This is a genomic window from Aquitalea magnusonii, assembly GCF_003202035.1.
In the GTDB taxonomy this organism is placed as follows: Bacteria; Pseudomonadota; Gammaproteobacteria; order Burkholderiales; family Chromobacteriaceae; genus Aquitalea; species Aquitalea magnusonii.
In genome coordinates this window covers 34,430-48,442 of sequence record NZ_QJKC01000023.1, presented here as the reverse complement: position 1 = coordinate 48,442, position 14,013 = coordinate 34,430, and the positions used below count along the sequence as shown (strand labels likewise).

Here is a 14,013-nt window from a genome sequence, read left to right as displayed (position 1 = left end):
TGGAAACCGGCTTCCGAGCATTCGATGCTCTGGCTCGGGTGCAGGCCGGACGGGGTGGTCAGCACGATGATGTCGGCATTGGTAATCGCCAGCATGTCGGTGAGATTGCTGTGGCCACGGGCGCCGGTGCGCTCGACGGCAGCTTGCAGCGCGGCCGGGTCTACATCGCAGACATCCACCAGCTCGGCACGGTCGGCATGCTTTTCCAGCGAGCCGAAATGGTTGTTGGCAATGCGGCCGCAGCCGACCAGCGCGAAGCGGATCTTGCGGTCGGTAATCGGGGCGTGGTGTACGGTTTTCATGGTGGTTTCCGTTCTGTGCTTAAACGGCAAAAGGCGACCATGGGGTCGCCTGCTTGCGTCATGCCGTCAGGGTCAGGCCTTGACGATGTGGTCGGCGGGTTCCAGATACTTGCCACGGCTGTCGACAATCAGCTGGGCATGCTCCTTCAGCGCGGCGTAGTCGAACTTGTCATGGTCGGTGGCCAGCAGCACGCAATCGTAGCTGGCGATGGTGGCCGCATCCAGCGTCACGCTGGACAGCTCGAAGTGGTGCTCGCGCATCTTGGGGAAGACCGGCACGTGCGGGTCGCTGTAGGATACTTCCGCGCCCAGATCGCGCAGTTTTTCCATCAGGAATACCGACGGGCTTTCGCGCATGTCGTCCACGTTCTTCTTGTAGGCAATGCCCAGCACCAGCACGCGGCTGCCATTGATGGCTTTCTTGCGGGTGTTCAGCGCGGCAGCGACTTTCGCCACCACCCAGTCGGGCATATTGCTGTTCACTTCGCCGGCCAGCTCGATGAAGCGGGTATTCACCCCGTATTCACGCGCTTTCCAGGTAAGGTAGAACGGGTCGATCGGGATGCAGTGGCCACCCAGGCCCGGACCCGGATAGTAGGGTACAAAGCCGAAGGGCTTGGTGGCGGCAGCGCGGATCACTTCGTGAATATCGATGCCCATCTTGTCGGCGACGATCTTCATTTCGTTGACCAGGCCGATATTGACCGCGCGGTGGATGTTTTCCAGCAGTTTGGTCATTTCCGCAGCGCGGGTGGAGGAGACCGGCACCACCTTGTCGATCACCGCGCTGTACAGTGCCACGCCGATTTCCTGACAGGCCGGGCTGTAGCCGCCACATACCTTGGGAATGGTGCGGGTGGTGAAATTGGGGTTGCCCGGATCTTCACGCTCCGGCGAGAACACCAGGAAGGCGTCCGTGCCGACATTCAATCCACGGGACTGCATGCGCGGCAGCAGTTCTTCGTCGGTGGTGCCCGGGTAGGTGGTGGATTCCAGGGAGACCAGATGGCCTTCGCGCAGATAGGGCACCAAGCTGTCCATGGTGTCCAGCACGAAGCTCAGGTCCGGCTCGCGGTATTTGTTCAGCGGGGTCGGCACGCACAGGATGAGGGTGTCGGCTTCCGGCGCGCGGGAAAAATCGGTGGTGGCTTCAAAACCACGCTCCAGCGCGGTGGCAATGCTGTCGGCGCTGATATGCTCGATATAGCTCTTGCCGGCAGTCAGGGCATCGACCTTGCTCTGGTCGATGTCAAAGCCCAGTACCTTGTAGCCCACTTCGGCAAAACGCAGCATCAGCGGCAGGCCGACATAGCCCAGACCCACGATGCCGATAACGGCGGATTTGTCCGCGATACGGTTAAGCAGTTGTTGCTTGATCACAATGATAGTCCCAACAAAGTAAAAACCTGCCATGGCCGCCCACGGCGACCATGCACTGAATTCAGTAAAGTCCGGCAGTGTAGCGAAGCTTGCCGCCAGGCTTGTTGATCTGGCGCATCACCCTGCCCTGACACTGGCGCGGCACATTATACGCCTGCTTGTCACGCCGCTGGGGTTACCAAACGTGACAAACCGCCCGACTACACACGGGGCAGCACACTCAGATCAGCAGATGCCCGGCCGTGCTCTGGTTGCTCTGTTTCAGCCGCTGGACAAAGTCGCCAAACTCCAGCCCGAAGCGGCACTCCATGCGGTCGGCCCGCTCCTTGAGCGCCTCCCACTGGGTAAGCGTGGGGCTCTGGCGGAAGGCCAGCACCGCCACATTGCCATGACTGGCCGAAGGCAGTTCCAGCACGCGGCCTTCGAATACCTTGAGCAGACGCTCGACAAAGCTGTGATAGCGCTTGTCGCCGCTCCACCAGTTGGTGACGAAAACACCATGGGGGCTGAGCGCGCGCTTGCAGTCTTCAAAGAAGTCTTCGGTGGTCAGTTCGTCGACGATCTGCAGCCCGTCAAAGCCATCCACCAGGATGGCGTCGGTGGAACCACGGAAAATCTTCACGTAATCCGCGCCGTCGGCCTCGACGATTTCAAAGAAATCGCCCTCGGGCGGCAGCTTGAAAAAGGCCCGCGCCACGGCGATGACTTGCGGATTGATATCCACCGCCACGCTGACCGCATCCGGCAGGTATTCGTCGATGAAGCGGGCAAAGGAACCGCCGCCCAGGCCGATCTGCAGGATATGGCGCGGGTCGTCGTTCCACAGCAAAAAGGCCATCATGGCGCGGCTGTAGGACAGCACCAGCTCGGCCGGCTCGTCCATGTCCATCGAGCTCTGGATGGTTTCCGAGCCCAGGTGCAGCGAGCGGATATTGCCGGCTTCGGAGATTTCCACTTCCGGCATGTCCTCTACCGCCGCGCGCACACGGCGACGGAAAGGATGCAAGGCTCTACGCGCCACAAGCGCTCCCCTCGCCCGGCTTGCGGGAATCCAGAATGCTGATGGTGCGACGTGCAGGCGTCTGCGCTGCTTCTTCGCCATCCTCGACCGGCAGGGGCGGATCGCGGAATTCTTCCTTGTCGAAGGCGGTGTCGCCGTTCTCGAAGGGGCTGTCGCCGGTTTGCAGGCCGGCAAAATCGAACAGATTGGTATCGCACAGATGCGAGGGCACCACGTTTTGCAGCGCGCGGAACATGCTCTCCACCCGGCCGGGGAAGCGCTTGTCCCAGTCGTTGACCATTTCCTTGACTACCTGGCGCTGCAGATTGGGCTGCGAGCCGCACAGATTGCAGGGAATGATGGGGAACTGGCGCAAGTCGGCGTAACGGATGATGTCTTTTTCGCGGCAATAGGCCAGTGGGCGGATCACCATGTGCTTGCCGTCGTCCGACACCAGCTTGGGCGGCATGGACTTGAGCTTGCCGCCGTAGAACATATTGAGGAACAGCGTATGCAGGATGTCGTCGCGATGGTGACCCAGCGCAATCTTGGTGGCACCCAGCTCGTCGGCCACGCGGTACAGGATGCCGCGACGCAGGCGCGAGCACAGGCTGCAGGTGGTCTTGCCTTCCGGCACCAGCTTTTTGACGATGGAGTAGGTGTCTTCCTCGATGATGCGGTATTCCACCCCGATGGAAGCCAGATAGCCGGGCAGCACGTCTTCCGGGAAGCCGGGTTGTTTCTGGTCCAGATTCACTGCCACGATGGAGAAATCGATGGGGGCGGACTTTTGCAGACCCAGCAGGATGTCCAGCATGGTATAGCTGTCCTTGCCGCCGGACAGACACACCATGACCCGGTCGCCCTGCTCGATCATGTTGAAATCATTGATGGCATCACCCACATGGTGACGCAGGCGCTTGGCCAGTTTGTTGCCCTCGAACACGGCCTTTTTGGCCTTGTCGTCGAGTACGGCGTTCTGTTCGGACATGGGGTACGGCTAAGAAATTGAAAAACAGGCGATTTTACTGTTTTTCCCCGCCAAAATCCACGCTCTTTCCCGCCGGGGCCTGCGGCTGTGGCGGCCAGACCTACAGCACGATGCTGCGCCCGCCGTCCACTGCCAGGATCTGGCCGGTGACATAGCTGGCATCCAGCAGCAGAAAAGCCACGGCGCGGGCGATGTCGTCCGGCTGGCCGGTGCGTTGCAGCGGAATGGTGGCCTCGATGGCGGCGCGCTCGGCGGCATCAAACGAGGCATCGTCCTCCGGCCACAGATTCACCCCCGGTGCCACGCCATTCACCCGCACCTCCGGTGCCAGCTCCAGCGCCAGGCTGCGGATCAGCTGGGCATGGCCGGCCTTGGCCAGGTTATACACCACGTGGCGCTTCATCGGCCGCTCTACATGGATATCGGAAATGCCGACAATGGCACCGCCACTGCGCCGCAGCGCGGGAGCCAGCGCCTGGCTGAGAAACAGCGGTGCCTTGAGATTGCTGCCCATCAGGTCGTGCCAGGCCAGCTCATCGATCTCGCCCAGCTCGGTGGGGAAAAAACTGGAAGCATTGTTGACCAACCCATCCAGCCGGCCGAACGCGGCAATGGCCTGCGCCGCGAGCTGCTGCAAACCCTGCGTATCCAGCAGATCGGCCTGTAGCAGCCGCACCGAATCCGGCCGCTGGCCATTGAGTTCGGCCGCCAGCGCCTCGGCCTCGCCGCGCGAACCGCGATAATGCAACACCAGCCGCACACCACGCGCATGCAACAGGCGGGCAATGCCCGCTCCCACCCGGCGCGCGGCACCGGTAATCAATACCACGCGCTGCTCGACCACCTGCCCGGCTGTTTCTTGCTGTAGCGCCATCTGCTGTTCATCTCCAAATGGTTGCCCACTGCCGGCGACACCTCCCGGCCAGCGGTAGACGGCGACAAAATGCGCAAGCCCTCTTCTCCCGCGCCCTGCTTTCGCCCACAATCGCCGCACATTGTAGCAGGATGCACGTCATGACCACTCTCCCCGCCCCCAGCGCCGATGCGCTGGCCACCAGCCAGGCGCTGTGCGCCCTTATCCGTCAGACCATCAGCGATGCCGGCGGCTGGATTCCCTTTTCCCGCTATATGGAGCTGGCGCTGTACGCGCCGGGCCTGGGCTATTACTCGGCCGGCAGCCACAAGCTGGGCAGTGCCGGCGACTTTACCACCGCGCCGGAGATGTCGGCCTATTTTGGCCGTACCCTGGCGCGGCAGATTGCCGAACTGCTGCCGCAAACCGGCGGCACGGTATACGAATTCGGCGCCGGCACCGGCAAGCTGGCCATTGATATCCTGACCGAACTGCAAGCGCTGGACTGCCTGCCGCAGCGTTACGTCATCATCGACCTGTCGGCCGACCTGATCGAACGCCAGCAAACGGCCATCCGCGCCGCCCTGCCCCATCTGGCCGATCGGCTGCAATGGCTGAGCGTGCTGCCGGCCGAGCTGGACGGCGTGGTGATCGGCAATGAAGTACTGGATGCCATGCCCTGCGAGCTGCTGCACTGGACACCAGAGCCCCGGCAACGCGGCGTGGCGCTGGATGGCGACAACTTTGTCTGGCAGGACCGCCCCATCCAGGACCCGACGCTGCAGCAACAGGCCCAGGCGCTGCACATCAGCCAGGCCGGCTATATCAGCGAACTGAGCCTGAGCAATATCGCCTTTATCCACACCCTGGCACGGCATCTGGTGCGCGGGGCCATCCTGCTGGTGGATTACGGCTATCCGGCGGGCGAGTTCTATCATCCGCAACGCCATATGGGGACCCTGATCGGCCATTACCGTCACCACACGGTGGACGACCCCTTCTTCCTGCCCGGCCTGATGGACCTCACCTGCCATGTGGATTTCACCGCCATCGCCCAGTCCGGCATCGACGCCGGGCTGGACCTGATCGGCTACACCACCCAGGCACAGTTCCTGATCAATGCCGGCATCACCCAGCTATTGGGCGAGCTGGATGCCGACGACAGCGCCAGCTATCTGCCGGTGGTGGCCATGGTGCAAAAACTGCTGTCGATGCAGGAGATGGGCGAGCTGTTCAAGGTGATCGGCTTTGGCCGTGGCGTCAGCATCGACTGGCTGGGCTTTACCCAGGGCGACCGCTGCCACACCCTGTAAGACGACAAGCCTGCCGCCGGCCGCACGCTTTTTTGGTTGACAGCCGAAAAAACGCTGCGTATAGTTCGCGTCTCGGTGCAAGCGCATCGAGAAACGTGGCGAATTAGCTCAGTCGGTTAGAGCGACGGAATCATAATCCGCAGGTCCGGGGTTCGAGTCCCTGATTCGCCACCACAGTTTGCGAAGTCTGACCTGTCAGGCTTCATGGCGAATTAGCTCAGTCGGTTAGAGCGACGGAATCATAATCCGCAGGTCCGGGGTTCGAGTCCCTGATTCGCCACCAGCATTACCAGAAAGGCCAACTCCCGCGAGTTGGCCTTTTTGCTTTTCAGCGCCCGCCAGCCACAACAGCTTGCAGTGCGTTGCGCCCGCGCTGCAGCCGGCACGCCCCCTCCCCGCCCTGGCCGGCAAAATATCTTGCATGTTTGATCAAATTTATGCATAACTACTGCCTTGCCTGCCAAGAGCCATAACAAAACAAGGCAGCACAATGCCGAAAAAAACGGCAAAAATGGCTGATAACAGCAAAAAATGATAAAGAGCGGCGAAAAGCCGACGATGTTTTTTCTGCTACGACTCCCCTCGCCTGAACAGCTTCAGATCAAATAATGCCTGCTGCCTTGCGCTACAGGCAGCGGGAACGGCTGCCTGTCGGCAGCCGCTGGCGAAGTAGCGCACAACAGGGAGTGCATCATGCAGATCAAGTCCAGGCTTACCATGCTGGCCATCGTTACCACGACGGGGCTGTGCATGCTGGGAGGTGTCATGGCTTATACCCAGTTCAGTCTGGGGCAATTCATCCAGCACCTGCTGGAAGGCGACCTGCCCAGTGTGCAGACCCTGCAGCGCTTTCAGACCGACACCCTGAAAATGACTGTCGACTCGCTGCTGCTGGGGGCCACCGACAATGCCAATGAATTGCAACGCTTGCCCAAGGCCATTGCCGATGAGGAGCAGGATGCCCGTGCCGCGCTGAAAAACTATCACGCACTGGCCCTCAGCAGTGAAGACCAGCGCCTGCTGGCACAGGACCAGGCCCGGCTGGACGACTATGCCCGCGTGCTCAAGCCCTATCTTGAAGCCACCGAAAACGGCGATATCGTGGCGGCCAAATCGGCGCTGCGGCAGCTGGTGCCCACCGCCCGCGCCGTGCTGGCTGCCGGCGAAAGCCATCTGCATTACAACTACCAGCTGACACAACAGGAGGCCGGCCATGCCACCGGGCTGCTGCAGTTTGTGCAGCTGCTCAGCCTGGCCACCGTGCTGCTCTGCCTGCTGGTGGTGGGCAGCATGAGCTGGTCGCTGGCACGTTCGCTGTCACGGGCGATCAACGGTTTGCAGAATGCCATTACCGGCATCGCCGATTCGCTCGACTTCACCCGCCGCGCCCCACAGGACAGCGATGACGAGCTGGGTGCCACCGCCAGCGCCTTCAACAGCCTGATTGGCAGACTGCAGGGCAGCCTGAGCGAATTGACCGGCAATATCCGCCAGCTGACCACGGCCTCGGCCGATGTGGCGCGCGCCTCAGGCGAAGTGGCCGGCACCGCCGCCCGGCAGAGCGATATCTCGGCCAGCGTGGCCGCCACCGTGCAGCAGCTGACCGTCAGCATCAATCATGTCGGCATGCAGGCGGCCGCCACCAACCAGCAGGCGGTAAACGCCGGTGAGCTGGCCGGCAGCGGCGGCCAAGTGGTCAGCAGCACGGTCAGCGACATCCGCGACATTGCCGGCACGGTGGGCACCGCCTCGCATAGCGTGCGCCAGCTGGGCGAACAGGCGCGTTCCATCGTGGCAGCGGTGTCGGTGATCAAGGATGTGGCGGACCAGACCAATCTCCTGGCACTGAACGCCGCCATCGAAGCGGCGCGGGCCGGCGAGCAGGGACGCGGCTTTGCCGTGGTGGCGGACGAAGTGCGCAAGCTGGCCGAACGCACCAGCAGCATGACCAGCGAGATCAACAGCGTGATCAGCGCCATTGCCGGCAGCAACGAGCAAACCGGCAAGGCCATGGCCGCCACCGTGGCCAGGGTGGAGAGCGGCATGCAGCGGGCCGACATGGCGCAGGAAGCCATTGTCCGCATCGGCGACACCACCCGCGACCTGGTGGGCCTGGTCGGCAACATCACCGCTTCCATCCGCGAGCAGGCCAGCGCCAGCACCGATATCGCCGTGCAGGTCGACCACATCGCCCAGATGGCACAAAGCGCCAACAGCGACGCCTCGGCAGCGTCCACGGCGGCACAGGCGCTGGACGCATCGGCGCGGCGCATGCAGGAGATTGTGGCGGCCTACCGGCTGTAAGCGGCTTGTCTGGCTTTCGCCCGCCGCCGCCATGGATTAGATTGAGAGCAGGGGCTGGCATGGGAGCCAGTCCTTCCCCTGCCTGCGAAAGCCCGCCATGTCCCATACCACCGCCAGCCGCAGCCTCCACGACGACTGCAGCATCCATGTCGACCTGCGCGAAGTGATCCACGCGCTGTCCGATGCGCTTGACCTGGTCGGCATCGATGACGTGGCCCACGGCAAGCGGGTCGGCATCATGGCCTACCACTGCGCGCTGACGCGGGGCCAGAGCCGCAGCCAGGCCAGCTTTCTGTTTGATCTGGGCCTGCTGCACGATATCGGCGTGTCGTCCACCCGCACCCATCAGCATCTGGTCAGCGAATTCGACTGGGCCGGCTCCCAGCAGCACTGCCAGACCGGCGCCACCCTGCTGGCAAGTTTCAGCCCGCTGGCCGCCATGGCCGAGCCGGTTCGCCATCACCACACGCCGTGGGAAACACTGGCCAGCATGCCCGGCCTCAGCCGCGAAGTCGCCGAGCAAGCCAACCTGATCTATCTGGTAGACCGGGTAGACGCCATGGCCGCGCCCTTTTACAGCAATGGCGAATTACTCACCCATACCCCGGGCATCCGCCAGCAGATCGCCCAGCGCAGCGGCCAGTACTTTGCACCGCAGCTGGTCGAGACCTTTTTGCAAGCCTCGCAAGCCGAAGCCTTCTGGTTGCAACTGGAGCCACGCGGCATTGTCGGCATGCTGCAGGACATGCGCGAACTGAGCCTGCCCTGCCAGGCCAGCACCGCCCAGCTCAAACAGCTGGCCACGCTGTTTTCCTGCATTGTCGACGCCAAGAGCCCGTTTACCGCGCGCCATTCGCAAGGCGTGGCCGGGCTGTCACGCTGGCTGGCCGAGCGACTGGGGCTGACGCCGGGACGCTGCGACCAGCTGGAAATCGCCGCCCTGCTGCATGATCTGGGCAAGCTGCGGGTGCCGGATGAAATCCTGGAAAAGCCAGCCGGCCTCACCAGCCGTGAGCGCAGCCTGATCAATGCCCACAGCTTTGAAACCTACCAGATCCTGCGCCATATCCGCGGCTTTGAAGAAATCGCCTGCTGGGCGGCCTATCACCACGAAGAGCCGGATGGCCACGGCTACCCCTTCCACCTGAGCGCAGACCGCATGTGCATCGAGGCGCGCATCCTGCGCGTGGCGGACATTTTCCAGGCACTGGCCCAGGACCGGCCCTACCGCCCCGGCCTCAGTGCCGAGGCGGTGCTGGCCACCCTGCAGCAACTGGCGGCGCAGCAGCGCATCGACCCGGCCATTCTGGCCATCGCGGCGCGCGACATGACGGCCGCCATGGCGGCGGCACTGCCGGCGGGGAAAGCCGCCTGAGTCTGGTGACACGATTGCCAGCAGCGGGGCTGCAGGCGGATAATCGCCGACCCCGACCCTGCGTCGATCCCACTGGAGTACCGCAATGAGTGAACAGGAAATGCGTTTGTCCAAACGCATGGTCGAACTGGGGCTGTGCTCGCGCCGTGAAGCCGATGCCTTTATCGAACAGGGACGGGTCAGGGTGGACGGCCAGCTGGTGCAGCAACTGGGCAGCCGCGTGCGGCCGGAACAGCGCATCGAACTGGACAAGCCACGCATGACACTGGGCGAACTCAGCATCAGCCTGCTGCTGCATCGCGCCGCCACCGAGCCCTTGCCGCTTGCCGCGCTGATTACGCCGGACAATCATGCCGCTGCCGATGGCAGCGAACTGGTGTTCAATCCACGCCATCTGAAACCGCTGCAACAGGCCGGTGCGCTGGAGCCGGGCTGTCATGGCCTGGTGGCGCTGACACTGGACAAGAAACTGGCGCGCAAGCTGGCCGATGCCGAACAGGAATACCTGGTCCAACTGGAGGCGGCACCCAGTGCAGAACAACTGAAACAGCGCCTGCAGCAGCTGCAACTGCCGGGCAAGGCGCCACGCGGCCTGAAAGTGAGCCGCCAGAGCGACCGCCAGCTGCGACTGGTGCTGACCGCAGCACAGCCCGGCCAGCTGGCTGCCATCTGCCAGGGTCTGGCCTTGCAGCCGCTGGCGCTGCGCTGCATCCGCATCGGCAAGCTGGGCGTGGGCAACCTGCCCGCCGGACAATGGCGCTATCTGCTGCCGATGGAGTCCTTCTAGCACAGCCTGCTGGCTGCGCCGGCGGCCACTAGCCTGGCGTCAGCGCGGCCAGTGCCTGCAAGGCCGCCGCGGCAAAACCCTCGCCGCCCGGCATGCTGTCCGGCCACGGCAGCCGCCGGTGCCCCGGCCCATCGGCCACCCGGTAATCGGCCCCCAGCGCATCCAGCCCCAAGAGCTGGATGCCATCGGCCACCTCCGCCTGGCGCAACAGCGCCGCCTCGTCGATCAGACTCAGCTGTGGCCAGCCATCCAGTTCCGGAGCTTCCAGCCAGCCCATGCGGCCGACACCGCCGATATAGCGCAGCCGCAGCGGCTGCAGGCGGAAAAACATGAAATCCAGCTGCAGCAGGTCGGCGGCGGCTGCCTGATAGCGACAAAAGCGTTGCAGCAGTGCCGGTTCCGGCTCGATACGCTGCGCATCGGCCAGCAGGGTCAAGCGGGCGCCAGCCTGCACATCGCTCACCCCGTCCGCCACAATCGACAGGCTGCAGCGGCCATCGGCCAGCAGATTGCGGGTGTGCTCGGCCAGCGCGCTGATCAGCAGCAAGGGCCGGTGCGCCTGGTCCAGCACATAGGGCAGTACCGTGGCATAGGGATAGCCGGGCAGCTGGATGGAATGACTGGCCAGCGTGGCGTAATGGCTGCCATGCATCAGCTGCAGGGCAACAGAAGATGGAATTTTCACAGCAAGACACTCCCTTCAACGGCAGGAATCATGTAACGGCAGTGGTGATGCCACCAGCGGCAGGCTGCGCCCAGTGCCAGCCGCATCAGCCAGCATCCTGCGACTGCGACAACCGGACCACAAAGCGGTACAGCTCGGCAGCCGGCATCGGGCGGGCAAAGCGGTAGCCCTGCATCTGCGTGCAGCCCATGGCCAGCAGGCTCTGTTGCTGTTCCGCGGTTTCCACCCCCTCGGCCACCACATCCATGCCCATGTCGCGCGCCATCGACAGGGTGGCCCGTACCACGGCCTCGTCATCGCCACTGCCGGGCAGGGCGCTGACAAAGGCCCGGTCTATCTTCAGCCGGTTGATGGGGAAACGCTTGAGCCGGGACAGCGAGGAATAGCCGGTGCCGAAATCATCCAGGGCAAAGCGGCAACCCAGTTGCATCAGCGCATTGAATACCGCGAGATGGCGCACATCCTCGTTCATCAGCGCCCCTTCGGTCAGCTCCAGCTCCAGCATGCCGGGAGTGATCTGGTAGCGTTGCAGCAGTCCGCTCACATAGGGCGTGAGATCGCTGCGCTCCAGCTGTACCGGCGACAGATTCACCGATACCGGCAGCTGCAGCCCGGCCGCGGCCCAGCCGGCCTGTTCGGCGCAAGCAGCGGCCAGCACCCAGCGCCCCAGCTCGACAATCAGCCCGCTGCGCTCGGCCAGGCCGATGAACTCACCCGGCAACATCAGCCCGCGCAGCGGATGCCGCCAGCGTACCAGTGCCTCGCAGCCGATGCAGCGGCCACTGTCGGCGTCCAGCTGCGGCTGGTAGTACAGCAGCAGTTGTGCCGGATCGTCCTGCAGCGCACGGCGCAGATCGCGCTCCAGCGTCAGCCGCTCCATGGCCTGGGTATTCATTTCCGGCGTGAAGTAACGCAGGGTGTCGCGCCCGGCTTCCTTGGCCGCATACATGGCCATGTCGGCATGGCGCAGCAGGGTATCGGGGTCTTGCCCGTCCTGCGGGAACAGGGCCACCCCGATGCTGACCGTGCAGCGCAGTTCGTGCTGTTCCACCACCACCGCCGGGTCGAACAGCGCCAGCAATTGCTCGCCCAGTGCATCCAGCTGTGCCTGCTGCTGGTAAGGCAGCAGGATGACGAACTCGTCGCCACCCAGTCGCGCCAGCATGGCATCCGGCGGCAGCGGCTGTTGCAGACGACGGGCAATGCCGACCAGCAACTGGTCGCCCACCGGATGACCCAGGCTGTCGTTGACGGTCTTGAATTCGTCCATGTCCAGAAACAGCACCGCCAGCTGGCGCTGCTCGTTCCCGGCCATGGCATGGCGGGCCATGGTCAGCCAGCAGGCACGGTTGGGCAGGCTGGTCAGGCTGTCGTGCAAGGCCAGGTAAGTCACATTGGCCTCGGCCTTGCGCGTGGCATCCAGCTGGGTTTGCAGTTGCTGGTTGGTATCGGCCAGCTCGGCGGTACGCTGCTGCACCTCGCCCTCCATGCGCCGGGTATAGCCGGTGACAATCAGCAGGAAACCGCCGAACAGGCCGGTCATGGCCAGCCCCAGCACAAAGGTGATCCACTCCAGCCAGCTGCGCAAGCCGGACAGATAATCTTCGCTGGCGCGCAAGCGCAAGGCCCAGTTGCGCCCGGCAAAGGCAAACTGGCTGAGCAAATGCGGTCGCTGGCCGAACCAGCCATCCTTGCCGCAATTGGCCGGGCCGGACAGGCGATGGAAACCGGGCGCGCCATCGCGATCGATCAGGCAGACTTCGATATCGCGGCGCACGCCATGCTGCAGCGTGCTGGCCACGATGTCATCCATGCGGAACAGGCTGGACACCACCCCGCGCAGCAGCAGGCGCTGGCTATCGTCTGCCGGGGCGTACACCGCCTGATACAGTGCCACCCCCTTCTGCTGCTGTGGCTCCTGTACCAGGCGGATGGCCGGGCTGACCACCGGCTGCCCGCTTTGCAGGCTGTGGCGGATGGTGGTGGCCAGCTCGGGGGAGGACAGGATGTCCAGCCCCAGTGCCCGCCGGTTGCGGGCCAAGGGCTCGATATAGCGCACCGGCAAATAGGAAGGACGCTGCGGCGACGGTGCGACATGCCCTGCACCATCCCGCGCCAGAATGGCAGAGCCGGCCAGCACACTGTTTTCGAATGCTGCGCGCTCGGCATCGCTGACAAGCGGCGACCAGCCCAGGCTTTGCGTACCCGGCAAACGCACCAGCCAGGAGGCGGTCAGCTCGCGCCACTGGCTGGCCGAAGCGGCCGGGGAGTAAGTCTGCAATTGTTGCAAGGCCAGCATGCCATCCAGCTGCATCTCCAGGCGCTTTTTCAGCGCCAGCTCGATCTGGCCGGCATCACGGTTGAACTGGCTTTGCACCCGCAGCGCTTCCCAGTGATGAATCAGCGCACTGAAACCGATCATGGTCAGTGCGGTCAGCAGCATGGGCCACAGCAAGGCTGCGCTGCGGGCGCGCCATTCACTGCGCGGGCGGCCGAACCACGCCAGCATCAGGGGCAGCATGATGAGGCAGCCAAAGGTATCGCCCAGCCACCAGTTCCAGCCATTGAACAGCAGGTCGCTGGCCGGCAACACTCCCAGCGCGGCCAGCGCCGGCACGCTGATGCCACTGCTGATCAGGCAGGTCAGTGGAATGATGAGCAGCATCAGCCGGATCACGCTGTGTGCACGATCCAGCGGGTTGGGCCAGCCTATCCAGCGGCGGATCAGCCAGCAGGAGGCCAGCGCCTGCAGGGTCGCCGCCAGCGGCACCACCAGCAGGGCAAGATAGGCCCAGCCGTGCACACCGGTTTGCCAGCTGGCCACCAGTTGCACCAGCAGCGAACCCAGCAATACGCCTGGCCACAGCGCACGCCCCCATAGCAGCAAGAACATCATGGCGATGCCGGCCGCCGGAAATACCGGGGCGGTATAGCCCGGCGGAATGGCACTGTACAGGGAAGGAACGCCGATCAGGGCATAGACCACAGCCAGCCGCAACATGGCGGGAAATCGAGCAGACACG

11 protein-coding genes and 2 tRNA genes are annotated in these 14,013 nt (G+C 63.8%); 6 read left to right on the top strand and 7 right to left on the bottom strand.

Annotation, left to right across the window (positions count from 1 at the left end):
• The 5 genes from DFR38_RS18520 to DFR38_RS18500 form a co-directional block, all read right to left on the bottom strand.
• Positions 1–302, bottom strand: a 302-nt coding sequence (locus DFR38_RS18520; protein WP_158527764.1) for a Gfo/Idh/MocA family protein, incomplete at its 3' end; no start/stop codon positions are given.
• Between the two features lie 72 nt (positions 303–374).
• Positions 375–1,679, bottom strand: a complete 1,305-nt coding sequence (locus DFR38_RS18515) for a nucleotide sugar dehydrogenase (protein ID WP_110313754.1) — start codon at positions 1,677–1,679, stop codon at positions 375–377.
• A gap of 223 nt (positions 1,680–1,902) precedes the next feature.
• Positions 1,903–2,703 carry a polyamine aminopropyltransferase gene (locus DFR38_RS18510; RefSeq protein WP_110313753.1) on the bottom strand — a complete coding sequence of 267 codons (801 nt, stop codon included), beginning with the start codon at positions 2,701–2,703 and terminating at the stop codon, positions 1,903–1,905.
• Positions 2,693–3,673, bottom strand: a complete 981-nt coding sequence (gene ttcA, locus DFR38_RS18505) for a tRNA 2-thiocytidine(32) synthetase TtcA (protein WP_059287211.1) — start codon at positions 3,671–3,673, stop codon at positions 2,693–2,695. The genes DFR38_RS18510 and ttcA overlap by 11 nt, the downstream gene beginning before the upstream one ends.
• Positions 3,674–3,773: 100 nt before the next feature.
• On the bottom strand, positions 3,774–4,547 hold the full coding sequence (locus DFR38_RS18500; RefSeq protein ID WP_059287210.1) for a pteridine reductase: 774 nt from the start codon (positions 4,545–4,547) through the stop codon (positions 3,774–3,776).
• Positions 4,548–4,687: 140 nt separating this feature from the next.
• Between DFR38_RS18500 and DFR38_RS18495 the strand changes: the two genes are divergently transcribed.
• The 6 genes from DFR38_RS18495 to DFR38_RS18470 all read left to right on the top strand — a co-directional run bounded on the left by DFR38_RS18495 (position 4,688) and on the right by DFR38_RS18470 (position 10,305).
• On the top strand, positions 4,688–5,839 hold the full coding sequence (locus DFR38_RS18495; RefSeq protein WP_110313752.1) for a class I SAM-dependent methyltransferase: 1,152 nt from the start codon (positions 4,688–4,690) through the stop codon (positions 5,837–5,839).
• 97 nt (positions 5,840–5,936) lie between these two features.
• Positions 5,937–6,013: transfer RNA gene (locus DFR38_RS18490), tRNA-Met, on the top strand.
• Between the two features lie 32 nt (positions 6,014–6,045).
• A tRNA-Met gene (locus DFR38_RS18485) sits at positions 6,046–6,122 on the top strand.
• A 410-nt stretch (positions 6,123–6,532) separates the two neighbouring features.
• Positions 6,533–8,143, top strand: coding sequence for a methyl-accepting chemotaxis protein (locus tag DFR38_RS18480; protein ID WP_110313751.1), 1,611 nt, complete (start codon positions 6,533–6,535; stop codon positions 8,141–8,143).
• Between the two features lie 97 nt (positions 8,144–8,240).
• Entirely contained in the window at positions 8,241–9,518 is a 1,278-nt protein-coding gene (locus DFR38_RS18475) for an HD-GYP domain-containing protein (protein WP_110313750.1), read from the top strand.
• An 85-nt stretch (positions 9,519–9,603) separates the two neighbouring features.
• Positions 9,604–10,305, top strand: a complete 702-nt coding sequence (locus DFR38_RS18470; protein WP_110313749.1) for an RNA pseudouridine synthase — start codon at positions 9,604–9,606, stop codon at positions 10,303–10,305.
• Positions 10,306–10,333: 28 nt separating this feature from the next.
• On the opposite strand, the gene DFR38_RS18465 is transcribed toward DFR38_RS18470, so the two are convergent.
• Positions 10,334–10,990 carry a HugZ family pyridoxamine 5'-phosphate oxidase gene (locus tag DFR38_RS18465; protein ID WP_110313748.1) on the bottom strand — a complete coding sequence of 219 codons (657 nt, stop codon included), beginning with the start codon at positions 10,988–10,990 and terminating at the stop codon, positions 10,334–10,336.
• A gap of 85 nt (positions 10,991–11,075) precedes the next feature.
• Positions 11,076–14,012: a bifunctional diguanylate cyclase/phosphodiesterase gene (locus DFR38_RS18460; protein ID WP_146216015.1), complete on the bottom strand. Its 2,937-nt coding sequence runs from the start codon at positions 14,010–14,012 to the stop codon at positions 11,076–11,078.
• Position 14,013 lies beyond the last annotated feature (1 nt).